The sequence below is a fragment of the Hydrogenivirga okinawensis genome, assembly GCF_055385515.1.
Genome location: NZ_AP042386.1, coordinates 1673702 through 1693192 on the forward strand (window position 1 = coordinate 1673702; position 19491 = coordinate 1693192).

The window sequence follows — 19491 nt, forward strand, 5'->3', positions numbered from 1 at the left end:
ATGTAGTATTATAGTTCAATGGACTTCGATCCTCAGAGATACCCGAGACCTCCCCAGGTTCCAAAGGGGCTTGTGGCTTTAGGTGTTGGAATAGTAGCTCTTGTAATAATTGCCCTTATTTCAAATCCCTTCGTCATTATTCCCAGCGGTTACGTGGGCGTAAAGCTCACCCTCGGCAAGGCGAGCTACGAAGAGCTGAAGCCCGGACTCCATCTTATAGTCCCCTTCCTCCAGAGGGTTGAAAAGATGTCAGTCAGAACCCACAGCTACGACCTTACGGGAGCCAACTCCATAAACGCTCTCTCGAAGGACGGACTTACCATAAACGTGGAGCTGACGACACTCTACAAGATCATGCCCGACAAGGCGGCGGAGATATACGTCGAGTACGGACCCTGGTACGAGGACAGGATAATAAAGCCCGTGATAAGGTCGGCGGTCAGGGATGTCATCGCTACACTCGACAGCGCTCAGGTCTATCAGGAGAGGGCTCTCATACAGCAGAAGATAGCCCAGCAGGTCAGGAGTGAACTTGAAAAGAGATACATACACTTAGACGAGATACTGATAAGGGATATAAAGCTACCGAGGAAGGTAGTGGAAGCCATAGAGCAGAAGAGGAGGGCACTCGAGGAAGCCCAGAGGATGAAGTTCCTCGTTGAGAAGGAGAAGTTAGAGGCGGAGAGGAAGAAGATAGAGGCTAAGGGTATAGCCGAGGCGAACAGGATAATAGCTGGATCGCTTACCAAAGAGTACCTGATGTGGAAGTTCCTTGAAAACATAAAGGCTTACGCCGAAAGTGGAAATAACACGATAATACTTATCCCTTACGACACAAATATGACACCTATAATCCAGTTGCCCGAGCCTAAGAAGAAGTAAATTATTAACATGGCAGATGTTAAGGAAGAAAAGGAGATCTGGACAGAAATAAGAGAAATTCGTAAGGAGATAAAGGAAGTCAGAGAGGATATACATAGGATTGATATAAAGATAGAGCAGGTAGAAAAATCCCTTCGGGAAGAAATTCACAGGCTCGATCAAAAGACAGAGCGGATGGAAAAGTCTCTTCGGGAGGAGATGCACGGGCTCGATCAGAAGATAGAGCGGGTAGAAAAATTCCTCCGCGAGGAGATATACAGGCTTGATAAGAAGTTCACCGTCCTGCTCCTGATCGTTATATTCCTGATCGTCTTCCTGAATCAGGACGCCCTGATTTTCATACTAAAACTCCTCAGAATAATGCCTTAAAATATCCCCCATGAGGATACGTATAGCCCATAGCCCGGATTCGGACGACGCCTTCATGTTCTATCCCCTCGTTAAAGGAGAGATAGACACGGAAGGTCTGGAGATAGAGCATGTTCTCGCCGATATAGAAAGCTTGAACAGGGAGGCTCTGAAGGGAACCTACGAGGTCTCTGCCATATCCTTCCACGCCTACCCTTACGTTGCCGATAAGTACCTCGTCCTTCCCAGCGGTGGGAGCGTTGGAGAGGGCTACGGACCGGTCGTAGTCGCCAGGGAAGAGCTCGATTCTCTGAAAGGAAAGAGAGTAGCTGTTCCGGGAACTCTAACCACAGCCTTCCTGACTTTAAAGCTCTACGAACCCGACTTTGAGGAGGTCGTAGTACCCTTTGACAGGATAATAGAGGAGGTGCTTAAGGGAAGCGTAGATGCAGGTCTTGTGATCCACGAGGGTCAGCTCACCTATTCGGACCACGGACTCACGAAGATAATCGATCTCGGCGAGTGGTGGAAGGAGAAGTACGATCTACCCCTTCCCCTCGGATGTAATGTTGTCCGTCGGGATCTTGGTGTCGAAACGATAAGGAAGATAGAGAGACTCATGAGAAAGAGTATAGAGTACTCCCTTAGGGAGAGGGAGAAGGCTCTTGCCTACGCCATAGATTATGCCCGTGATCTTCAGGAGGACAGGGAGAGGACGGACAGGTTCGTAGGAATGTACGTGAACGAGAGAACCGTAGATTACGGACACGATGGCAGGAAAGCGGTCAGATTACTCCTGAGACTGGGAAGGGAAAGGGGAATAGTAAAAACCGATATACCGGAAGTCATATTTTCCGACGAGGTTTAAAGCTCCCTGTTTAGCCCCTCGATGTATATCTTCTCCATTATCCTTCTCGCTATGGGGGCGGCGACCCTTCCTCCGGACTCCCCATGCTCCACAAGGACCCCTATAACAAATAGAGGATCCCTGTACGGGGCAAAGCCTACGAACCATGCGTGATCCCTCAACCTCCAAGGGACCCTCTTTCTCTTAACACCCCTCTTTATTAAAGCTACCTGAGCGGTACCCGTCTTGCCAGCTATATCGACTATCCTCGAGAAGGCTAACGCTCCTGTCCCCCTTCTCACAGCCTCTCTCAACCCCCTGCGTATTATCGCGAAGTGTTCCTGCCTGCCCTTTACCACCTTCCAGACCTTCCTTCTGTTCTTCCAGACCGTTTTACCCGAAGGATCCCTTATCTCCCGGATGAGAGTGGGCTTGTATATAACACCGTTGTTCACTATCCCCATCATCATCAGAGTCTGTTCTATCAGTGTTGAGAGCATGTATCCCTGACCTATGCTTAGGTTTACCGTATCTCCGTCGTACCAGGGTTCTCCGAACCTTCTCCTCTTCCACTCGGGAGTGGGAAGGAAGCCCTTGGAAACTGGTATCTCTAAGGGCACCTCATCCCCATAACCGAACTTTCTCGCGTACCTGAGTATGAGGGAGGGTCCCAGATCGTATCCGTAGGTGTAGTAGTAAACGTCGCAGGACTCTTGAAGAGCTTTTATAAGATTTACCGATCCGTGCCCGCTTGTTTTCCAGCAGTAGAACCTCCTATCTCCTAAGTAGTAACTTCCCGTGCAGAGAACGCTGTCCCAGGGGGAGGCGGTCTTGGTTTCTAATATGGCGTAGGAGATAGGGACCTTCAGGACCGAGGCGGGAGGATACCTACCGTTGGTAGCTCTGTTGAACATGGGCTTTAGCCTGTTCTTTTTCAAACTGCTCCACCTCTCGTAAACCCTGTTTGGGTCGAAGCCGGGGAAGCTGGCAAGGGCAAGGATCTCCCCTGTCTTTGCGTTCATCAATACGACCGCACCGGCAACCTGCCCCGACTCGTTGAAAACGTCCTCCACTATCTTCTGCATTCTCATATCTATGGTGAGAACTAAGCTGTTGCCCTTAACCGGTTCCTCCCTGCTGACCGTTTTAACAACCTTACCGAGGGCGTTTATCATAACCTCCTCTTTCCCCAGCTTTCCCAAGAGGATCTTGTCCATGCTTCTTTCGAGACCGAGCTTTCCCACCAAGCTTTTTAGGGCTATCCTTTCTCCGTATCTCCTGAGCTCTCCCTTAGAGGGATAACCTACGTATCCGAGAACGTGGCACAGGTACTTCCCCTTGGGGTATACCCTCTTCGGAACTACCTCCACGAACACACCGGGGAGCCTGTAACTGTTGGAGTAAAAAAGGCTCAGTTCCTCCTGAGTTAGATCTTCCTTTATTCTGATGGGTTCTATACCTTCCTTCTCCTTAGAGAGAACGGACTGCAGGTCTATATTGAAAACCTCCTTCAAAGCGTCTTCGAGCTTCCTTAGTTCATCCCGATTCAACCTCTGGTAGTCAAGGGAGAGAACGTACCTCGGCTCATCGTAAGCGAGCTTTTCCCCGTTCCTGTCGTATATCTCTCCCCTTGGGGGATACAGATACCTCCTGCGGAGATAGTTTTTCTTGGAGAGATCCCTGTACCTCTTTCCTTCAACTATCTGAACCTGAAAGAGCCGGGAACCTATTAAGGTAAAGATCCCTACGCAGAGGGAGACGAGTGCGAGGAAAAGCCTTCTGCTCATTCCTTTTTTCTAAGATAGAGAAAGTATATCCCGGACAGCAGGGAAAGCTCTACTATCCAAGAAACGGCCAGATAGGAGACACTCACCTCAAAGGAGAACTTGATACTCACGAGAAATAGAGAGAAGAACTTTTTTAACGCCAGGATCAGGGCTGAAGGGATCAGAAAGGTAAAGGCACTCTTTATCAGAAACCTTTCCATCACAAGTAGAAAGGCGTAAACTGAGAGAACCTCGGCGGCAAGGTTCAGCCCTATGCTGTCGGTTAGGAGGTCGAGGAGGATACCACCGAGTATAGCCCAGAGAACCGTCTCCCTCCCCTTCAGATAAGCCTTCGAAAGCAGTACTATGAGAACGAGATCCGGAGCTACAAAGCCGGGCTTGAAAAGGACGTGCAGAAAAAGGGCGTCTATTAAGGTGAGGAGGATGAGTAAAAGGAAGAACCTCAACGCTTCCCCCTTATCACAAACACGTACTCCAAGGCTCTCGGATCTACCGCCGGTTTCACCTTAACTTCTTTAAAGAAGGGATCTTTACCCCGGGAGACCCTTTCCACCCTTCCTATAAGGAATGTCGGTATCTTTCTCTTTAGGCTTGCTACGAAGACCTCCTCTCCTTTCTTCACCTCGTCTTCCACATTTACGTGAAGCAGGTTTCCTAAGGGAAAACCACCCCTGTATATGTACCTTTTACTATTCTTACCCACGACCGCCGACAGAGAGAACTTCTCGTTGAACGGTGTAATAACCCTGCTCGTGGATGCAAAGACGCTTTCTACAACACCCACAATCCTATCCTCAGTTACCACCACATCGCCCTCGTGAAAGCCCCTGTCTCTACCACCCTCTATCACTATGAAGAGATCGAAGCCAGAGGGGTCGAAGTAGATTATCCTCGAGAGAGCGTAGTTCAGTTTCTCGAAGGGAGGTGAGATGTTCAGCTTTGCACTCAACTTGTTCAGCTCGGAAAGGCAGGCTTGAAGCTCCTTTTCTGTCAAGAGCAGTGTATTTACCATTCTCCTGAGCTTTACGTTCTCCTTCTCTACCTCTACCCTGTGAAAGTACGCCCCAAGCTCTTCGGCGAGTTCAGAGAGGGTCCTCTCCTTGAACCTCAGTATGGGTGAGACCAGCACGTTCACGGCTTTCGTTGCGCTCCTTACGTAGGACAGGTGAGATAGATCGGATACGAAAACTACTATTCCAAAAATTACTATCAGCAGGGAGAGTATATGAAATCTCTTACCGGTCATTCCATGGAGATTCTCCTGATAAGGTCAAGGTTGTCGAGGATTTTACCCACACCCCTCGCCACGGCGGTAAGGGGCTCCTCACAGTAGAAGGCTTTGATCCCTGTCTCTAACTGGATCCTCCTGTCCATGTTCTTCAGTAGCGAACCTCCTCCCGCCAGCACTATTCCCCTGTCCGCTATGTCAGCGGCGAGCTCCGGAGGCGTTCTCTCAAGCGTCACCCTGATTGCATTTATAACAGCTCCCACGGTATCCTCCAAAGCTTCCGTAATGTGGTGGTTGGTTATCTTGATAGTCTTCGGGAGTCCCGTCATGTCCCGCCCCCGTATCTCCATACTCTTCTCCTCGTCTTCCATTACCGCGCTTCCAAGCTCTATCTTTATTCTCTCGGCGGTCTGTTCTCCTATGAGTATGTGGAACTGTCTCTTTATATACTGGATTATAGCCTCGTTCATCTCGTCCCCCGCAACCCTCAGAGAGTTGGAAACGACTATACCTGCGAGGGATATCACCGCTATCTCCGTGGTTCCCCCTCCTATATCCACCACCATGTTTCCTATGGGCTCATCCACCGGCATGTCGGCTCCTATAGCCGCTGCCATCGGCTCCGCTATCAGATAAACTTCTCTCGCTCCCGCGCTCTTAGCCGCGTCTATGACAGCCCTCTTCTCTACGGGAGTTATCCCCGTTGGAACACCTATCACTACCCTCGGCTTTGGTTTAAAGAGCGTGTTACCCAGAGCCCTTTTGATGAAGTAGGAGAGCATAACCTGCGTTATCTCGAAGTCCGTTATTACCCCGTCTCTGAGGGGTCTTATCGCCTGTATGTTCTCCGGTGTCTTCCCCACCATCTCCTTAGCTTCCTTACCTACAGCGAGAACCTTCCTCGTCTTGACGTCGATAGCCACAATCGAAGGTTCGTAGAGGATTATCCCTTTGCCCTGCATGTAAACGGCCGTCGTCGCAGTCCCTAGATCGATCCCTATGTTGTTGGAAAGAAAGCCTAAAAACTTGTCCAATAACATCTTTCCTCCCTCTAAAAGCCTATATTTATTCTAATGGCAGTTAAAGAGCTTAGGCTGGACGAAGTTTTGGAAGAGATAGAGAAGCGTTATCCGGGGGAAGAGGAACGTATAAGGAGAGCCTACGAGTATATCTTGGAGAAACACGAGGGACAGCTTAGGAAGTCGGGTGAGCCCTACGTTGTTCATCCGGTGAACGTGGCGAAAATTCTCTCCGACCTGAATATGGACTCCACAACTGTTATAGCAGGTTTCCTCCACGACGTTCTCGAGGACACGGACGCCACCTACGAGGAAATCAAAGAGCTGTTTGGAAAGGACGTGGCGGACATAGTCGAGGGAGTCACCAAGATAGGAAAGATAAAGTTCAAGAACCTGAAGGAAGCTCAGGCTGAGAACTTCAGAAAGTTGATACTCGCTACCGCTAAGGACATAAGGGTGGTTATAGTTAAGCTCGCCGACAGGCTCCACAACATGAGAACCCTCGGTCATCTGAGGAGAGACAAAAGGATAAGGATTGCGGAGGAGACCCTTGAGATATACGCCCCCATAGCCCACAGACTCGGTATATGGGAGATAAAGAGGAGCTTGGAGGACCTCTCCTTCAAGTATCTATACCCCAAGGAGTACGAGAGGGTAAGGAAGTTCGTGAGCCAGTCCTTGGAGGATCTCGAGGTATACCTCAAGAAGTTCGTAATCCCAAAGGTCAAGGAAGGCTTGAAGAACTTGGGGATAAAGGCCGATATAACCTACAGACCGAAGCACCTATACAGCGTATGGCAGAAGACTATCAGGAAGAACATAAGTCTCGAGGAGGTTCACGACCTCTTGGGAGTGAGGATAATAGTCGATTCGGTTCCCGAGTGCTACGCCGTCTTAGGAGTGATCCACAGTATCTTCAAGCCCGTGCCCGGCAAGTTCAAAGACTACATATCCCTCCCCAAGCCTAACCTCTACCAGTCCCTACACACGACGGTCATAGCCCCGAAGGGGAAGATGGTGGAGTTCCAGATAAGGACGTGGGACATGCACCTGAGGGCTGAGAAAGGGATCGCCGCCCACTGGGCTTACAAGGAAGGTAAGGAGAAGGTAGAGGAGGGAGAGATATTCACGTGGCTGAGGGAGCTCGTTGAGAACATTCAGGGGAGCAGGAACCCCGGTGAGGTTCTCGACAACCTCAAGAGGGAGCTCTTCTCCGAAGAGGTCTTCGTCTTCACTCCCAAAGGAGATCTCGTCGTCCTTCCCGCCGGTGCTACACCGATAGACTTCGCCTATCACATCCACACCGAGGTGGGTAATCACTGCGTCGGCGCAAAGGTTAACGGCAGGATAGTTCCCCTAAACTACAGACTCCGAAGCGGCGATCAGGTGGAGATAATAACGAGTCCGACGAAAAAGCCCAATCCCGACTGGCTCAAGTTCGTGGTCACCTCCAAGGCTAAAACGAGGATAAAGCACTACCTCCGTCAGATCGAGAGGGAGAGGCTCATCGCCGAGGGGAGGAGGATATTCGAGAAGCTGAGGGAGAACACGAACCTCTCTAAGGAGGAACTCTTAGAGAAGCTCTCTAAGAAGGTGAAGTTCAAGGACGAGGAGGAGCTTCTCGTTGCCTTTGGGAGCGGAAAGTTGAGCCTTTCTAAGGTTATGAAGCTCCTCTTTCCCAAAAAGAGGATGCAGGAGAGGGAGGAAGAGGAGGGAAGGGGAGAGGCGAGCGTGGAGGGTCTGAAAGGTGTTATGTACGAGATAGGGAAGTGCTGTAATCCCGTTCCCGGGGACGAGATCTACGGAGTGATCACGAGGGGCAAGGGGATAGTCCTTCACGAGAAGGGGTGCTCAAACCTCAAGTACATAATGGAGAACTTCCCCGAGAAGGTTTTAAGGGCTAAGCTGAGGCCCGAAGGTAAGTACAGAACGAGGATAAGGATAAAGGCCAAGGACAGGATAGGTATACTTTCGGAGATAACGAGGAGCATAGCGGAGAAGGGGTCGAACATCTGGGAGTCCTCCACAAAGACGATGAGCGACGGAACCGCTCTCATGGACTTCACCATAGACGTTACTACAAAGAAGCATCTTAGGGAGGTGATGAGGTCCATAAAGTCCGTCGAGGGGGTTGAGAGCTGTTCGAGGCTCTACTCCTGAAAACTAAAGAATAGAACGCCGGGTTTCCCGTAGGGAATCTCCTTGAGAATCTCGCCTTGGGGGGATATAACGGCGGAGGGACCGGTGTTGTTCACCCAGAGGAGGTATCTTCCGTTCTCCAGAGCTCTGACCCTCGCCTGCCTGAGGTGCTGGAAGGTTCCGTCCGAGTCCCTGAACCAGCCGTCGTTGGTAAGGACCGCGAGAAGATCGGCACACTCCGCCATACCTCTCACCAGTCCGAAGTAGGAGACCTCGAAGCAGATAGGCGTTCCTATTCTTATACCGTCGAGTTTTAGGCACCTTGTCCCCCTTCCCGGCGTGTAATCTATTCCCGCGATGGCACCGAATATCTCCTTCACGAAGCCGAAGGGAAAGGGAACGTACTCGCCGAAAGGAAGCAGCCTCGTCTTATCGTAGAAGTCGAGTACCTTTCCTCCGTGAATTACGAAAACGGAGTTGTAGGGTTCCCATCCCTCACCGTACCTTATATCTATCAGTCCCGTAACTATAACCGCCTTGTGGGAGTAAGCCAAGAGCTTTTCCCCCTTCGAATAGAGCTCCTCCGCAAAAAAGGGGAAAGCCGATTCGGGAAGGAAGATTATATCCGGCTTGTACTTGATAGCTTCGTCCATAAGCTCCCAGTACTTAGGCAGGTACCCGTAGAATCTTCTCCTGTCGAGCTTTACCTCCTCAGGAACCACCGGCTGAATTGTGGCTAACTTAAGGTCCTTCGGTTCCCTGACCTCCCTGTTGAAGAAGGGAGCGGGTAGAAGGAACAGTAGAAGGAGGACTACAATTCCCACTCTCCTCCTGATCAGGTAAGGTATGAGGGAGAGGTAAAAGAGCATGAGAGAACCGAGGAAGACACCGCCGGCGCTTAGGTAGCTCTTGAGAAAAGGAAAATCTACTGAGAGTTCTCCCAGTATGAGCCACGGGAAACCCCCGTAGGGGATATGGGATCTCAGTACTTCTGCAAGAACCCATAAGAAGGGAAGCAAGAGGACGTTGAATTTGAATAACCTCCACAGGAGGTAGGTCAGTCCGAACTGGTAGAGGGTTAGGAAGAGAACGAGGAGCACTATCAAGGAGTAGGCGACGATAGGATAAACACCTCCGTAATCTATCATCGCTATCCTTATCCACAGGAGGGAAAGCAGGAAGGACAGAAAGCCCGCAAAAAACCATCCGCGAAAGGTTCTTATACTTGGAAGGATAAGGAGGGCGGGGACGATAAGAAACCACAGGTTCAACTTTGAGAAGGCAAGATAAAAGAGTATTGAGAAGACAAGGATCTTCCCTATCTCTTCAGATCTTTTACCAAGCATAGGGCGAACAGAACTCCTCCAAGAAATGCGCTGATATACTGGCTTATTAGTCTCCAGAGTATAACAAATACCCCGAGCTCGAAGGGCTCGAAGAAACCGGCGAATACGGCAAGACCTCCGATCTCCCCCACACCGCTCCCGCCGGGGGTGGGACTGACGAAGATAGCGTAAAGGAGACTTACTTGGGAGAGAAATAGCTCAAAGAAGCTCCCCTCCTTCCCGAAAGCCTTGGCAAGAGCAGGGGCTATCAGTAGGAAGCATATATATAAACCGACGCTCGAAAGGACAGAAGCGAGCAGATAGCTCTTCTTCTTGAAGCTGAAAATCCTGAGATAATAGATGTACTTCTTCAGACTCTCCCTTATCCTGCCGAGGGTCGGTCTGCTTACGTTCTTCTTAAAGAGAAGATTCCCCAGCAAATAGGCAAGTCCGAAGAGGGCGACTATAACGATAAATATCTCCAACACCGTGATTATCTGCTGGGGGTTTCTCTTGAAGTGAATTACAAGTATGGGCAGGGCTAAGATGAAGAAGGAGAGTCCCGATATAGTCTTCATAGTAACTATGCTCATAACCTTGTGGACGCTTGCTCCCTTCCTGAGAAGCATGTAGACTGCGGCAAGCTCACCTCCTACGTGGGCTGGGGTTACCGTTGCACCAAAGGTATTTACGAAGGACATGATGTACCCGTAGAGAAAGGAGTACTTGAGGTTTACCGCCCTCGAGAGAACGAAGAGCCGTAGGTTGTCGAAGGTATGGTATAGAAAAAGAAATACGATAGATAAGAGGAGGTATCTCCTCTTAAGATTGAATAGGACGCCGAGGGTTTCCTTGGAAAAGGTTTTAAGGAATATGTAAGAAAAGCTTACAAGGAGAATTAGTACGAGGAGCAGGGTTCCGTATATGAAGCTTCTTCTCATCAGAGTTCTCTTACCGCCTCCTCTATCCTATTGAGGGCTTCTTCTATATCCCTTTCCTCGTGGGCAGTACCCACGAACCAAGCCTCGAACTGGGACGGAGGTATGAGGACACCCTTTTCCAAGAGCTTCCTAAAGAAGGAGGCAAAGAGCTCAGTATCCGAACTCTTGGCGCTTTCGAAGTCCTTAACTTCTCTGTCGGTGAAGAATACGGTCATCATCGAACCCACCCTGTTTATCCTGTGGGCTATTCCCTTATCCTTCAGTATGGAGAAGACACCGTCGGAGAGCTTCTCCATCTTATTCTCGAGTTCTAAGTAGGGTTCTTTATCCCTTAGCTCCTTCAGGGTTTCCACACCCGCGACCATGGCGACAGGGTTACCGGAGAGCGTTCCCGCCTGATAGATGGGTCCCTCCGGAGCTATCTGAGACATTATCTCCTTCCTGCCTCCGTATGCTCCCACGGGCATGCCGCCTCCGAGGATCTTACCTAAGCAGGTGATGTCCGGCTCTATCCTGAAGAGCTCCTGAGCACCTCCCTTAGAAAGCCTGAAGCCGGTTATGACCTCATCGAATATAAGGAGTGTTCCATACCTGCTTGTTATGTCCCTGAGAAATTCAAGAAAGCCCTCCTCGGGCAGTACAACGCCCATGTTCCCTGCTACCGGTTCGACTATCACACAGGCTATATCATCGCCGTACCTTGAGAATGCTTCCTCGACCGCATCCCTGTTGTTGAAGGGGAGGACTATAGTAAGTCCTGCTATCTCCTCCGGTATCCCCGGAGTTCCCGGAATTCCGAGGGTTGCCACTCCCGAACCCGCACTCACGAGGAGGCTATCGTAATGTCCGTGGTAGCACCCGTCGAACTTCACCACGTACTTCCTTCCAGTAAAACCGCGGGCGAGTCTGATTGCCGACATCGTGGCTTCGGTCCCGGAGTTTACAAACCTCACCTTCTCCACCGAAGGAACCATCTCCACAACGAGATGGGCAAGTCTTACCTCGTGAGGGTTTGTCAGCCCGAAGGAAAGTCCCTTTTCCACCTCTTCCTTTACAGCCTTTACTACTTTCGGGTGAGCATGACCGAGTATGAGAGGTCCCCAGGAGGCGAGGAAATCTATGTATTCCCTTCCGTCAGCGTCCCAGACTCTGCACCCCCTTCCCTTCACGAGGGCTATCGGTTCACCTCCGACCGCCTTGAAGGCTCTGACAGGGCTGTTTACACCTCCGGGAAGAACCTCTAAAGCCTCCTGAACTATCTTCCTGTTGTTCATGGTAAGTAAGATTATAAACTTCGAGAAGCCCACCGATCCTATAATTATTGAGGATGATAAAAATACTTCTCGTCTTGGGAGGGCTCTTTATCTTCGGATGCACGCCTACTGTTAAAAAGGTGGCGATCTACAAGAACAAACCTGACGTTGTAGTTGTGAAGAAGGGGCACTTTTACTTCAGCGAAGAAGACAGGAAGCTAATCAGGAGGGAGTCGAAAAAGCTGGGTATGAGAATACCTGACAGCGAGGAAATAAGAAAGCACCTTCGCCTATTTTTAAGAGATAAGAGGAGTCTGGAAACCGCCCTCAGGAGAGCGAACCTCTACGCACCCTATATAAAACCGATACTGAGGAAGTACGGACTTCCAGAGGAGCTCGCCCTTCTGCCTTTGATAGAGAGTGGTTTTAACCCATTTGCAGTGTCAAGATCTGGTGCGGGTGGACTCTGGCAACTTATGCCCCAGACGGCTAAAAGATACGGTCTTAGGGTGGGCGGATCGGTTGATGAGAGGTTTGACCTTTACCGTTCTACCGAGGCTGCAGCGCGGTATCTCAAGGATCTTTACAGGATGTTTGGGAATTGGGAGCTGGTCCTCGCGGCTTACAACTGTGGAGAAGGATGCGTCCGTAGAAGAACCGGAGGGGCCGATTTCTGGAAATCCAAGTGGGCTCTTCCTGATCAGACGAGAAAGTACGTTCCCATGTTTTTCGCCGCTCTACTGATAGCTTACTCTCCGGAGAGATATGGCTTGAACGTTGAGCTTGAGAATCTGAGAATAGGCAAGAGATATGTAAGCAAGGGAGTAGGTGTAAGGGAGTTTGTAAGGACCGTGAGCCTGAAGGAGAGCACCTTCCGAGATCTCAATCCCCACATAAGGGGTGATTACATACCTTCAGGTGTGTTCGTTTACGTTCCTGAAAGGGAAAAGCCGAAAACGGCAAGCGTTAGGAAGAAAGGCACAAAGATCGCCCGGAGATTAGAGAATACACACACAAGGACCGGATCCATAAAGAAAACGCATTCCGAAAGGACGAACTTAAAAACAAAGAAAGTTCCTAAGAGGGAGAGCAAGGTCGCTAAAGCCAATAGGAAGATAGAGGTTAAACCTGTAAGGAAAACTCCCATCAAGGTGGCAAGAGGAAAGGTTTCAGAACAAAGAGAGCTCAAGGAAGTTCACGAGATTAGGAGGCGGGAGGGAAGCAGGATAATTATAAAAGTTTCTGGAAATCCTCTTAAAGGCACCAAGGTGCTTCGTCTCGAGAACGGAGCTGTCGTATATATTAAAGATTGATGGAGTGTTTTATTCTCGCCGGTGGGCAAAGCCGCAGGTTCGGGGAGGATAAACTCCTTTACAGGATAGGCTCTCTTAGAACCATAGACTACGTTATAAGAGCTGCCAAGGAGGTGTGTTCCAAAGTTTATGTGGTGACCAAAGAAAGGGAAAAGTTCGAAGGCGTTGATGCAGACGTTATAGAGGATCTTCTACCTGACCAGTCACCGGCGGTAGGACTCTATACAGCTCTCGAAGAAACAGGGATGGACAGGGCTATGATACTGAGTGGCGACCTTCCCCTAATAAAGCCGGAAGTCCTTAGAATTCTTATAAGGGAGTTTGGAGAGCCTGTTACCATCTTTTCTATAAAAGGCAAACTCCATCCTCTAATAGGGATATACTCAAAAGGGATCCTTCCTATGCTCGGGGAATACCTCAAGTTCGGCGGAAGGAGCGTGATCGGATTTCTCGAAAGCGTGGACTACCACCTTTTGACGGAGGAAGACGTCTACAAAGAAGATCCGGAGTTAATATCCTTTCTCAATATGAACACAAAGAAGGATCTCAGGAGGGTTCTGGAGTTGATAGGATGAATTTGAAGAGAATTCTGAGAATTAAAGAGATAGAGGAGAAAAAACGGGCAAGAAGGATAAAGGAGATAGAGGAGGAGATAGAAAAGCTGTTGGAGGAAAAGAGAAGGTACGAGGAAGAACTTAGAGCTTGTCAGGAGAAGCTAACTCTCTCTGGAGAAGCGCTGAAATTGATCTTTAAACAGAAAGCCTTTGTCTCCAAGATAAGCGAGATAGAGAAGAGGATAGCCCAGCTCAAGGAGGCAAAGGAAGAGGAAACAGAGAACCTAAAAGATCTTAAAAGGGAGGAGAAAGCTGTAAAAATACTGAGGGACAAGATAGCCTATGAAAACTACGCCTCTTCCCTTAAAAAGGAGTTCCTCCAACTCGGCTTTATCCACCTCCTTAGGAAAGGGCTAAAAATGATTCTGCTATTGTCTTTCCTCGCCTACGGACAGAGCGCCCTTCAGGAGAAGCTGATGCAGGAGGAGAGGAGTAAGCAAGAAAACAGGCTGAAGGAAATAGAGAAGGTGATCGACGAGAAGCTAAAGAAGATAATAGAGGAGAGAAAGAAGCTCGAGGCTCTCAGGAAGAGGCCCCTAACGGAGGAGGAGGAAAAGGAGGTAAAGAAGCTCATAAAGATAGTTAGCAAGACCCCTTCTGACGAGGCGGGAGCGATTCTGAACGAGGTTAAGCCGAGGATAGCGGCTGAGATCCTGATAAGGCTCAAAGAACGTCAGGCGGGGCAGATCCTTGCGGCTATGGATCCAAAGAAGGCGGCGAAGGTAACGGAAATAATCATGAGCTGGAGGAGGAAGAGTGAAAAAGAGGCAGGAACTCGCTAAAACCTTCTTCGATATTGCCAAATATAGTTTCACCGTCGGTTTGATAGGTGCTTTTCTAACTGACAGGCTGACCGCGAGTGTGGGCTTTGTTATAGCTGCAATTGGGGTAATATCTTTGGTAGTGGGTTGAAAAGTTATGCCGGAGGATTAACTATGGAGGGGCTAATAATCTTGTTCTTAGGCTTCTTAATAATGGCGGGGTTTGCTCTCTACGTAACAAGAAAACCGGACAAACCCGAACAAGCGCATCATGGATAGAAAGGATAAGCTCACCCCCTTCATCGTTATGGACATCCTATCGGAGGCGAAGAAGTACGAAGACGTTATCCACCTTGAGATAGGCGAACCGGATCTTGACCCCTCTCCGAAGGTTTTGGAGGCTTTAGAGAGGGCTATAAAGGAGAGGAAGTACTTTTACACCCCAGCCTTGGGTCTGCACGAGCTAAGGGAGAGGATAGCTGACTTTTACAAGAGAAAATACGGCGTTGAGATCTCACCCGAGAGGGTAGCGGTAACCACGGGAACTTCGGGAGCTTTCCTCGTCGCTTACGCAATAGCCCTGAACGCCGGGGACAGGATAGCCCTTGCGGATCCCTCCTATCCCTGCTACAAGAACTTCGCCCATATCTTAGATATAGAGCCTGAGTTCATTCCCGTTTCCAAAGACACGAACTACGAGATAAGGACTGATATGCTCGAAGGAAAAAAGATAAAAGCCCTTCACATATCCTCCCCCGCAAATCCTACGGGGAATCTTTACTCGAGAGAAACCCTCCAGAAGCTCGCCGATTACTGCGAGAGGGAAGGCATATACCTGATCTCCGACGAGATATACCACGGACTCGTCTACGAAGGAAAGGAACACACCGCTTTGGAGTTCTCCGACAGGGCGATCGTCATAAACGGCTTCTCCAAGTTCTTCTGCATGCCCGGCTTCAGGATAGGATGGATTATCCTGCCCGAGGATCTTGTAAGGCATGCGGAGATAGTTATCCAGAACGTCTTTATATCCGCTCCTACTTTAAGCCAGTACGCGGCTTTAGAAGCCTTTGACTGGGAGTATCTGGATAAGGTTAAGGAGACCTTCGCCCGCAGGAGGGCGGTTTTATACGAAGGATTGAAAGACATCTTTGACATAGACGCAAAGCCTCAGGGGGCTTTCTACCTATGGGCTAACGTCAGTAAATACACCAAAGACTCTTACGACCTGTCCCTAAGATTGCTGAGGGAGGCGAGGGTTGCCGTAACGCCGGGGGTGGACTTCGGAAGGAACAGAACCAACGAATACATAAGGCTCGCCTACACGAGGGAGGAGGAAAAGCTGAAAGAGGGCATAGAGAGGATTAAAGGCTTCCTTTCTAAGCTCTGTTAGCTTCACGTACTTTTACCTTCTTCCCGAATGGCTTTAGTCATTGCAACGAACATATAGATAAGTATAGCTCCGAGAACCAACGCTCCTACAACCGCTAAGATGTCGTACATTGCTCTCCTTCGTGATGTTCACTCAGGTAGCCGTTGAGATCGCTTTAAGTATTCTTTCAACCTTCTCAAGATCTCTTTCTAACTCCTCCCTTATACTCTTCTCCTTCTCCACGACCTCGGGAGGAGCCTTTTTGAGGAAGTTCTCGTTGGAGAGCTTTTTATTCACTCTCTCGAGTTCCGAAAGTATTTTTTCCCTCTTCCTCTCGTAGCTCTCTATAAGCTTTTCAAGATCCACGTGTCCCTCAACCGAGAGGAATATCTCCGTGTCCTTGGAGAAGGTGGCTACCGTATTCTGGGGTCTCTCGGAAACCTCTTCGAACTCCTCTAACTTCGCGAGATTGAGAATGTGGCTCTTGAACTCCTCTATAACGCTCTTTGAAAGCTCTCCCTCTGTCCTGTAATAGGCTTTCAGTCTCCTGGAGGGCTCTATCTGGAGGTCGGATCTTAAGGATCTTATGGCGGTTATTATCTCTCTGAGCCGCTCCACCCTCTCGGTCTCTTCGGGGAAGATCTCCTCCTGCTTCTTCTCAGGAAAGTCCTTCAAAGATATACTCTCCCCATCGCTCGCTGGGAGGTTCTGCCATATCTCCTCGGTTATGTAAGGCATAAAGGGGTGAAGAATTCTGAGAGCCTTCTCCAAAACGTAGTGGAGGGTGTAGAGAGCGGTCGTTTTTTCCGAGATAACCTTTGCCTTCTCCTCTTCCTCCTCAGGGAGTTCTCTGTAGATCCTCTCTTTGGTAAACTCTATGTACCAGTCGCAGAAGTCCGACCAGAAGAAGTCATAGATAGCCTGAGCTGCGCGGGAGAAGTCGTAATTTTCCAAGGCTCTGTTTACCTTATCGGCGGTTTCGCTCAGGAGCGTCATTATCCACTTATCTTCGGGTCTCAGAGGAGCCATGTAAGGTAGGTTGGAGGCGAAGTCATCGGGAGTGTTCATCAGGACGTATCTGGAGGCGTTCCAGATCTTGTTGGCGAAGTGCTTGTATCCCTCAAACCTCTTTTCGGAGAGCTTTATGTCCCTCCCCTGAACCGTCAGGATCGCCAAGGTGAACCTGAGGGCGTCCGCCCCGTACCTCTCTATTATGTCTAAGGGGTCTATCACGTTCCCTTTGGTCTTGGACATCTTCTGACCCTTCTCATCCCGAACGAGGGCGTGGACGTAAACGTCGTGGAAGGGTATATCCTCCATAAAGTAGGTCCCCATCATTATCATCCGTGCGACCCAGAAGAAGATGATGTCAAAACCCGTAACGAGGAGGTCGGTCGGGTATAGGTTTTTTAGATCCTCCGTGTTCTCGGGCCATCCGAATACGCCGAAGGGCCAGAGTGCTGAGGAGAACCATGTATCGAGGACGTCCTCTTCCTGCCTGAGATTCTCAGATCCGCACCTTTTGCACCTTAAGACCATCCTCCACTTCTTGCTCTTGGAGTCGTAGCGGTAGAGTCCCTTGGTGGAGACTCCGGGGGTGAGCATAGCCATCGGGTTGGCTTCCTGCGTGAAGAAGAGCCTCAGGGAGTTGGCGTCCATCTCGGTGGAGTGGTACCTGTGAAAGACGAACTTCTTGTAGAAGTCTAAGACAGTCATCTCCGAGTGGACGAAGTTAGGCGAGTGGAGGATCTTCTCTATCTCCTCGGGTGTGAACTCTACTCCTATCTTTCCGTCCGCTATCAGGTTGAAGATTATCTTGTCGTAGGCTCTTTCAAAGTCGTCGTCGGTAAAGACGTTCACCTCACCGCAGTCCTGACAGTACCAGACCGGTATCCTGTGCCCCCACCAGATCTGCCTTGAGATACACCAGTCTTTGAGGTTGTTCATCCAGTCGAGGTAGAACTTCTTCCAATGCTCAGGGATGAACCTTACTCTCCTCTCCTCCTCGATCACCTTCTTTTCCTTCTCAACTCTAACCTTTATGGACCTCTGGGCGGGCTCTAACCTTCCCCTTCCCGTCTCTATGACCTCTAAGAACTCGTAAGAGCTATCTTCCCACCGGTAGAGGTTAAGTCTGTTCCCCTCCTGAGCTATGAGATACTTTCCTTTTCCCAGGTTCTGCTGAACTCCCATCCTCGCAACCGTAACCTCTCCCTCCACTCCGATCAGGAACTCCATACCTGTAGGTTTCTTCATGAACTCGTAGGCGAGCTTCTTGGCGGTATCTACGTTTTCAGGTTTCCCTTCGGGATAGTAGATGTAGGCGAGCTCTCCCTCCCTCACACCTGCGAGGAACTCTATACCTTCGGTGAGGACAACTACCACCTTGGTCTGCCCTGAGATCTCGTCCTCAACGGGTATGTTTATGGATAGTCCCGTAACCTCGGCGAGCTGGAGAAATACCTCCTTCTCCTCCTTCTCCCTTATCCCTTCCTCTACGACCTTTATAGAAATATCCCTTATCCTCGGATCGGAGACCTTGACGAACCACTGCTCGGAGACCATCGGCTCGACGATTGTTTTGCACCTGTAACATCTCCCCACCGCGTGGACGTGCTCCTCCTCCTTCTCTAAGAGTCCCTCCTCCTTCAACCTCCTTACTATCCTCTCCCTCGCCTCGTACCTTCCCAGTCCCTGAAACTCCCCGGCGTTCTCGTTCATCCTCGCCTTCTCGTCCATCACCTTCACGGAGGGCAGGTTGTGGGTTCTCCCTATCTCGAAGTCGTTGGGGTCGTGGGCTGGGGTTACTTTCACCGCTCCCGTTCCGAACTCGGGCTTTACCCTCTCGTCCGCTATTATGGGAATGAGCTCGTCTATCTCCTCACCCGTGAGGGTCTTCCTCTTCCACCTGACCAAGGGAAGTCTTACCCTCTTGCCGATGAGGTGCTTATACCTCTCGTCTTCGGGATGAACCGCCACCGCGGTGTCCCCGAGCATGGTCTCAGGTCTCGTGGTTGCGACCGTTATATGACCCGAACCGTCTTCCAAAGGATATTTGATATACCAGAGCTTTCCCTTCTCCTCCTCGTGCTCAACCTCAAGATCAGAGAGGGCTGTCAGGTCTTTGGGACACCAGTTCACTATGTACTGACTCCTGTATATGAGACCCGCCTCGTAGAGCTCTCTGAAAGCCTTTCTGACCGCCCTCGAAAAGCCCTCGTCGAGGGTGAACCTCTCCCTCCTCCAGTCCACCGAGACCCCGAGCTTCTCTAACTGCGTCCTTATGGCGTTCCTTGACTTGGGAACCCACTCCCACACCTTCTTCAAAAACTCCTTCCTTCCGAGATCCAACCTGTTCTTCCCTTCTTTCTGGAGCTGTTTGTCCACAACGTACTGGGTCGCTATCCCCGCGTGGTCAAAGCCCGGAACCCAGACCACCTGCCTCCCCTTCATCCTCTGCCATCTCACGATTATGTCCTGAAGGGTGGAGTTGAGGGCATGTCCCATGTGAAGAGAACCGGTAACGTTGGGAGGCGGTATGACAACGGAGAACTTCTTTCTCTTATCGGGCTTCTCGACGTGGTAAAGGGCGCTCTCTATCCAGAACTTGGACCACTTCTCCTCTATCTCCTTCGGATTGTATTCTTTGAGCTCCTTCATAA

Annotated in this window: 16 protein-coding genes; 8 read left to right on the plus strand and 8 right to left on the minus strand. The window is 50.0% G+C overall.

Features of this window, described 5'->3' with window-relative positions; genetic code table 11:
* Window positions 1-18: 18 nt before the first annotated feature.
* Genes ACZ483_RS09535 through ACZ483_RS09545 form a run of 3 tightly spaced genes read left to right on the plus strand, consistent with a single transcriptional unit; the run spans window position 19 to window position 2098 of the window.
* Window positions 19-882, plus strand: coding sequence for a prohibitin family protein (locus ACZ483_RS09535; protein WP_464323940.1), 864 nt, complete (start codon window positions 19-21; stop codon window positions 880-882).
* A gap of 9 nt (window positions 883-891) precedes the next feature.
* Window positions 892-1251, plus strand: a complete 360-nt coding sequence (locus tag ACZ483_RS09540; RefSeq protein WP_464323941.1) for a hypothetical protein — start codon at window positions 892-894, stop codon at window positions 1249-1251.
* A gap of 10 nt (window positions 1252-1261) precedes the next feature.
* A complete protein-coding gene (locus ACZ483_RS09545) occupies window positions 1262-2098 on the plus strand; it encodes an MqnA/MqnD/SBP family protein (protein WP_464323942.1) in 837 nt (278 codons plus the stop codon).
* Here the strand turns inward: ACZ483_RS09545 and mrdA are convergent.
* From mrdA to ACZ483_RS09565, 4 genes are read right to left on the minus strand one after another with little or no spacing between them, the layout of a single operon-like run.
* Window positions 2095-3864, minus strand: a complete 1770-nt coding sequence (mrdA, locus tag ACZ483_RS09550; RefSeq protein ID WP_464323943.1) for a penicillin-binding protein 2 — start codon at window positions 3862-3864, stop codon at window positions 2095-2097. The two genes, ACZ483_RS09545 and mrdA, sit on opposite strands and share 4 nt — an antisense overlap.
* On the minus strand, window positions 3861-4310 hold the full coding sequence (gene mreD / locus ACZ483_RS09555) for a rod shape-determining protein MreD (RefSeq protein WP_464323944.1): 450 nt from the start codon (window positions 4308-4310) through the stop codon (window positions 3861-3863). The genes mrdA and mreD overlap by 4 nt, the downstream gene beginning before the upstream one ends.
* Complete coding sequence (locus ACZ483_RS09560) at window positions 4307-5110, minus strand: rod shape-determining protein MreC (protein WP_464323945.1); 804 nt, start codon at window positions 5108-5110, stop codon at window positions 4307-4309. The genes mreD and ACZ483_RS09560 overlap by 4 nt, the downstream gene beginning before the upstream one ends.
* Window positions 5107-6132, minus strand: coding sequence for a rod shape-determining protein (locus tag ACZ483_RS09565; RefSeq protein ID WP_464323946.1), 1026 nt, complete (start codon window positions 6130-6132; stop codon window positions 5107-5109). Before ACZ483_RS09565 ends, ACZ483_RS09560 begins: the two co-directional genes overlap by 4 nt.
* A gap of 33 nt (window positions 6133-6165) precedes the next feature.
* On the opposite strand from ACZ483_RS09565, the gene ACZ483_RS09570 reads away from it, so the two are divergent.
* A complete protein-coding gene (locus ACZ483_RS09570; RefSeq protein WP_464323947.1) occupies window positions 6166-8271 on the plus strand; it encodes a RelA/SpoT family protein in 2106 nt (701 codons plus the stop codon).
* On the opposite strand, the gene lnt is transcribed toward ACZ483_RS09570, so the two are convergent.
* The 3 genes from lnt to hemL are packed head-to-tail and all read right to left on the minus strand — an operon-like array spanning window position 8262 to window position 11790.
* On the minus strand, window positions 8262-9596 hold the full coding sequence (gene lnt / locus ACZ483_RS09575) for an apolipoprotein N-acyltransferase (protein ID WP_464323948.1): 1335 nt from the start codon (window positions 9594-9596) through the stop codon (window positions 8262-8264). The genes ACZ483_RS09570 and lnt overlap by 10 nt on opposite strands.
* Complete coding sequence (locus tag ACZ483_RS09580; RefSeq protein WP_464323949.1) at window positions 9569-10516, minus strand: flippase-like domain-containing protein; 948 nt, start codon at window positions 10514-10516, stop codon at window positions 9569-9571. Before ACZ483_RS09580 ends, lnt begins: the two co-directional genes overlap by 28 nt.
* Window positions 10516-11790, minus strand: coding sequence for a glutamate-1-semialdehyde 2,1-aminomutase (gene hemL / locus ACZ483_RS09585; protein WP_464325148.1), 1275 nt, complete (start codon window positions 11788-11790; stop codon window positions 10516-10518). Before hemL ends, ACZ483_RS09580 begins: the two co-directional genes overlap by 1 nt.
* 53 nt (window positions 11791-11843) lie before the next feature.
* Between hemL and ACZ483_RS09590 the strand changes: the two genes are divergently transcribed.
* The 4 genes from ACZ483_RS09590 to ACZ483_RS09605 all read left to right on the plus strand — a co-directional run bounded on the left by ACZ483_RS09590 (window position 11844) and on the right by ACZ483_RS09605 (window position 15850).
* Window positions 11844-13082 (plus strand): lytic transglycosylase domain-containing protein, encoded by a 1239-nt coding sequence (locus ACZ483_RS09590; RefSeq protein WP_464323950.1) that lies wholly within the window; start codon window positions 11844-11846, stop codon window positions 13080-13082.
* On the plus strand, window positions 13082-13657 hold the full coding sequence (gene mobA, locus ACZ483_RS09595) for a molybdenum cofactor guanylyltransferase MobA (protein WP_464323951.1): 576 nt from the start codon (window positions 13082-13084) through the stop codon (window positions 13655-13657). Before ACZ483_RS09590 ends, mobA begins: the two co-directional genes overlap by 1 nt.
* Window positions 13654-14478 carry a MotE family protein gene (locus ACZ483_RS09600; RefSeq protein ID WP_464323952.1) on the plus strand — a complete coding sequence of 275 codons (825 nt, stop codon included), beginning with the start codon at window positions 13654-13656 and terminating at the stop codon, window positions 14476-14478. The genes mobA and ACZ483_RS09600 overlap by 4 nt, the downstream gene beginning before the upstream one ends.
* Before the next feature lie 250 nt (window positions 14479-14728).
* Complete coding sequence (locus ACZ483_RS09605) at window positions 14729-15850, plus strand: pyridoxal phosphate-dependent aminotransferase (protein ID WP_464323953.1); 1122 nt, start codon at window positions 14729-14731, stop codon at window positions 15848-15850.
* A gap of 132 nt (window positions 15851-15982) precedes the next feature.
* On the opposite strand, the gene ACZ483_RS09610 is transcribed toward ACZ483_RS09605, so the two are convergent.
* On the minus strand, window positions 15983-19489 hold the full coding sequence (locus ACZ483_RS09610; RefSeq protein ID WP_464323954.1) for a class I tRNA ligase family protein: 3507 nt from the start codon (window positions 19487-19489) through the stop codon (window positions 15983-15985).
* Between the last annotated feature and the right edge of the window lie 2 nt (window positions 19490-19491).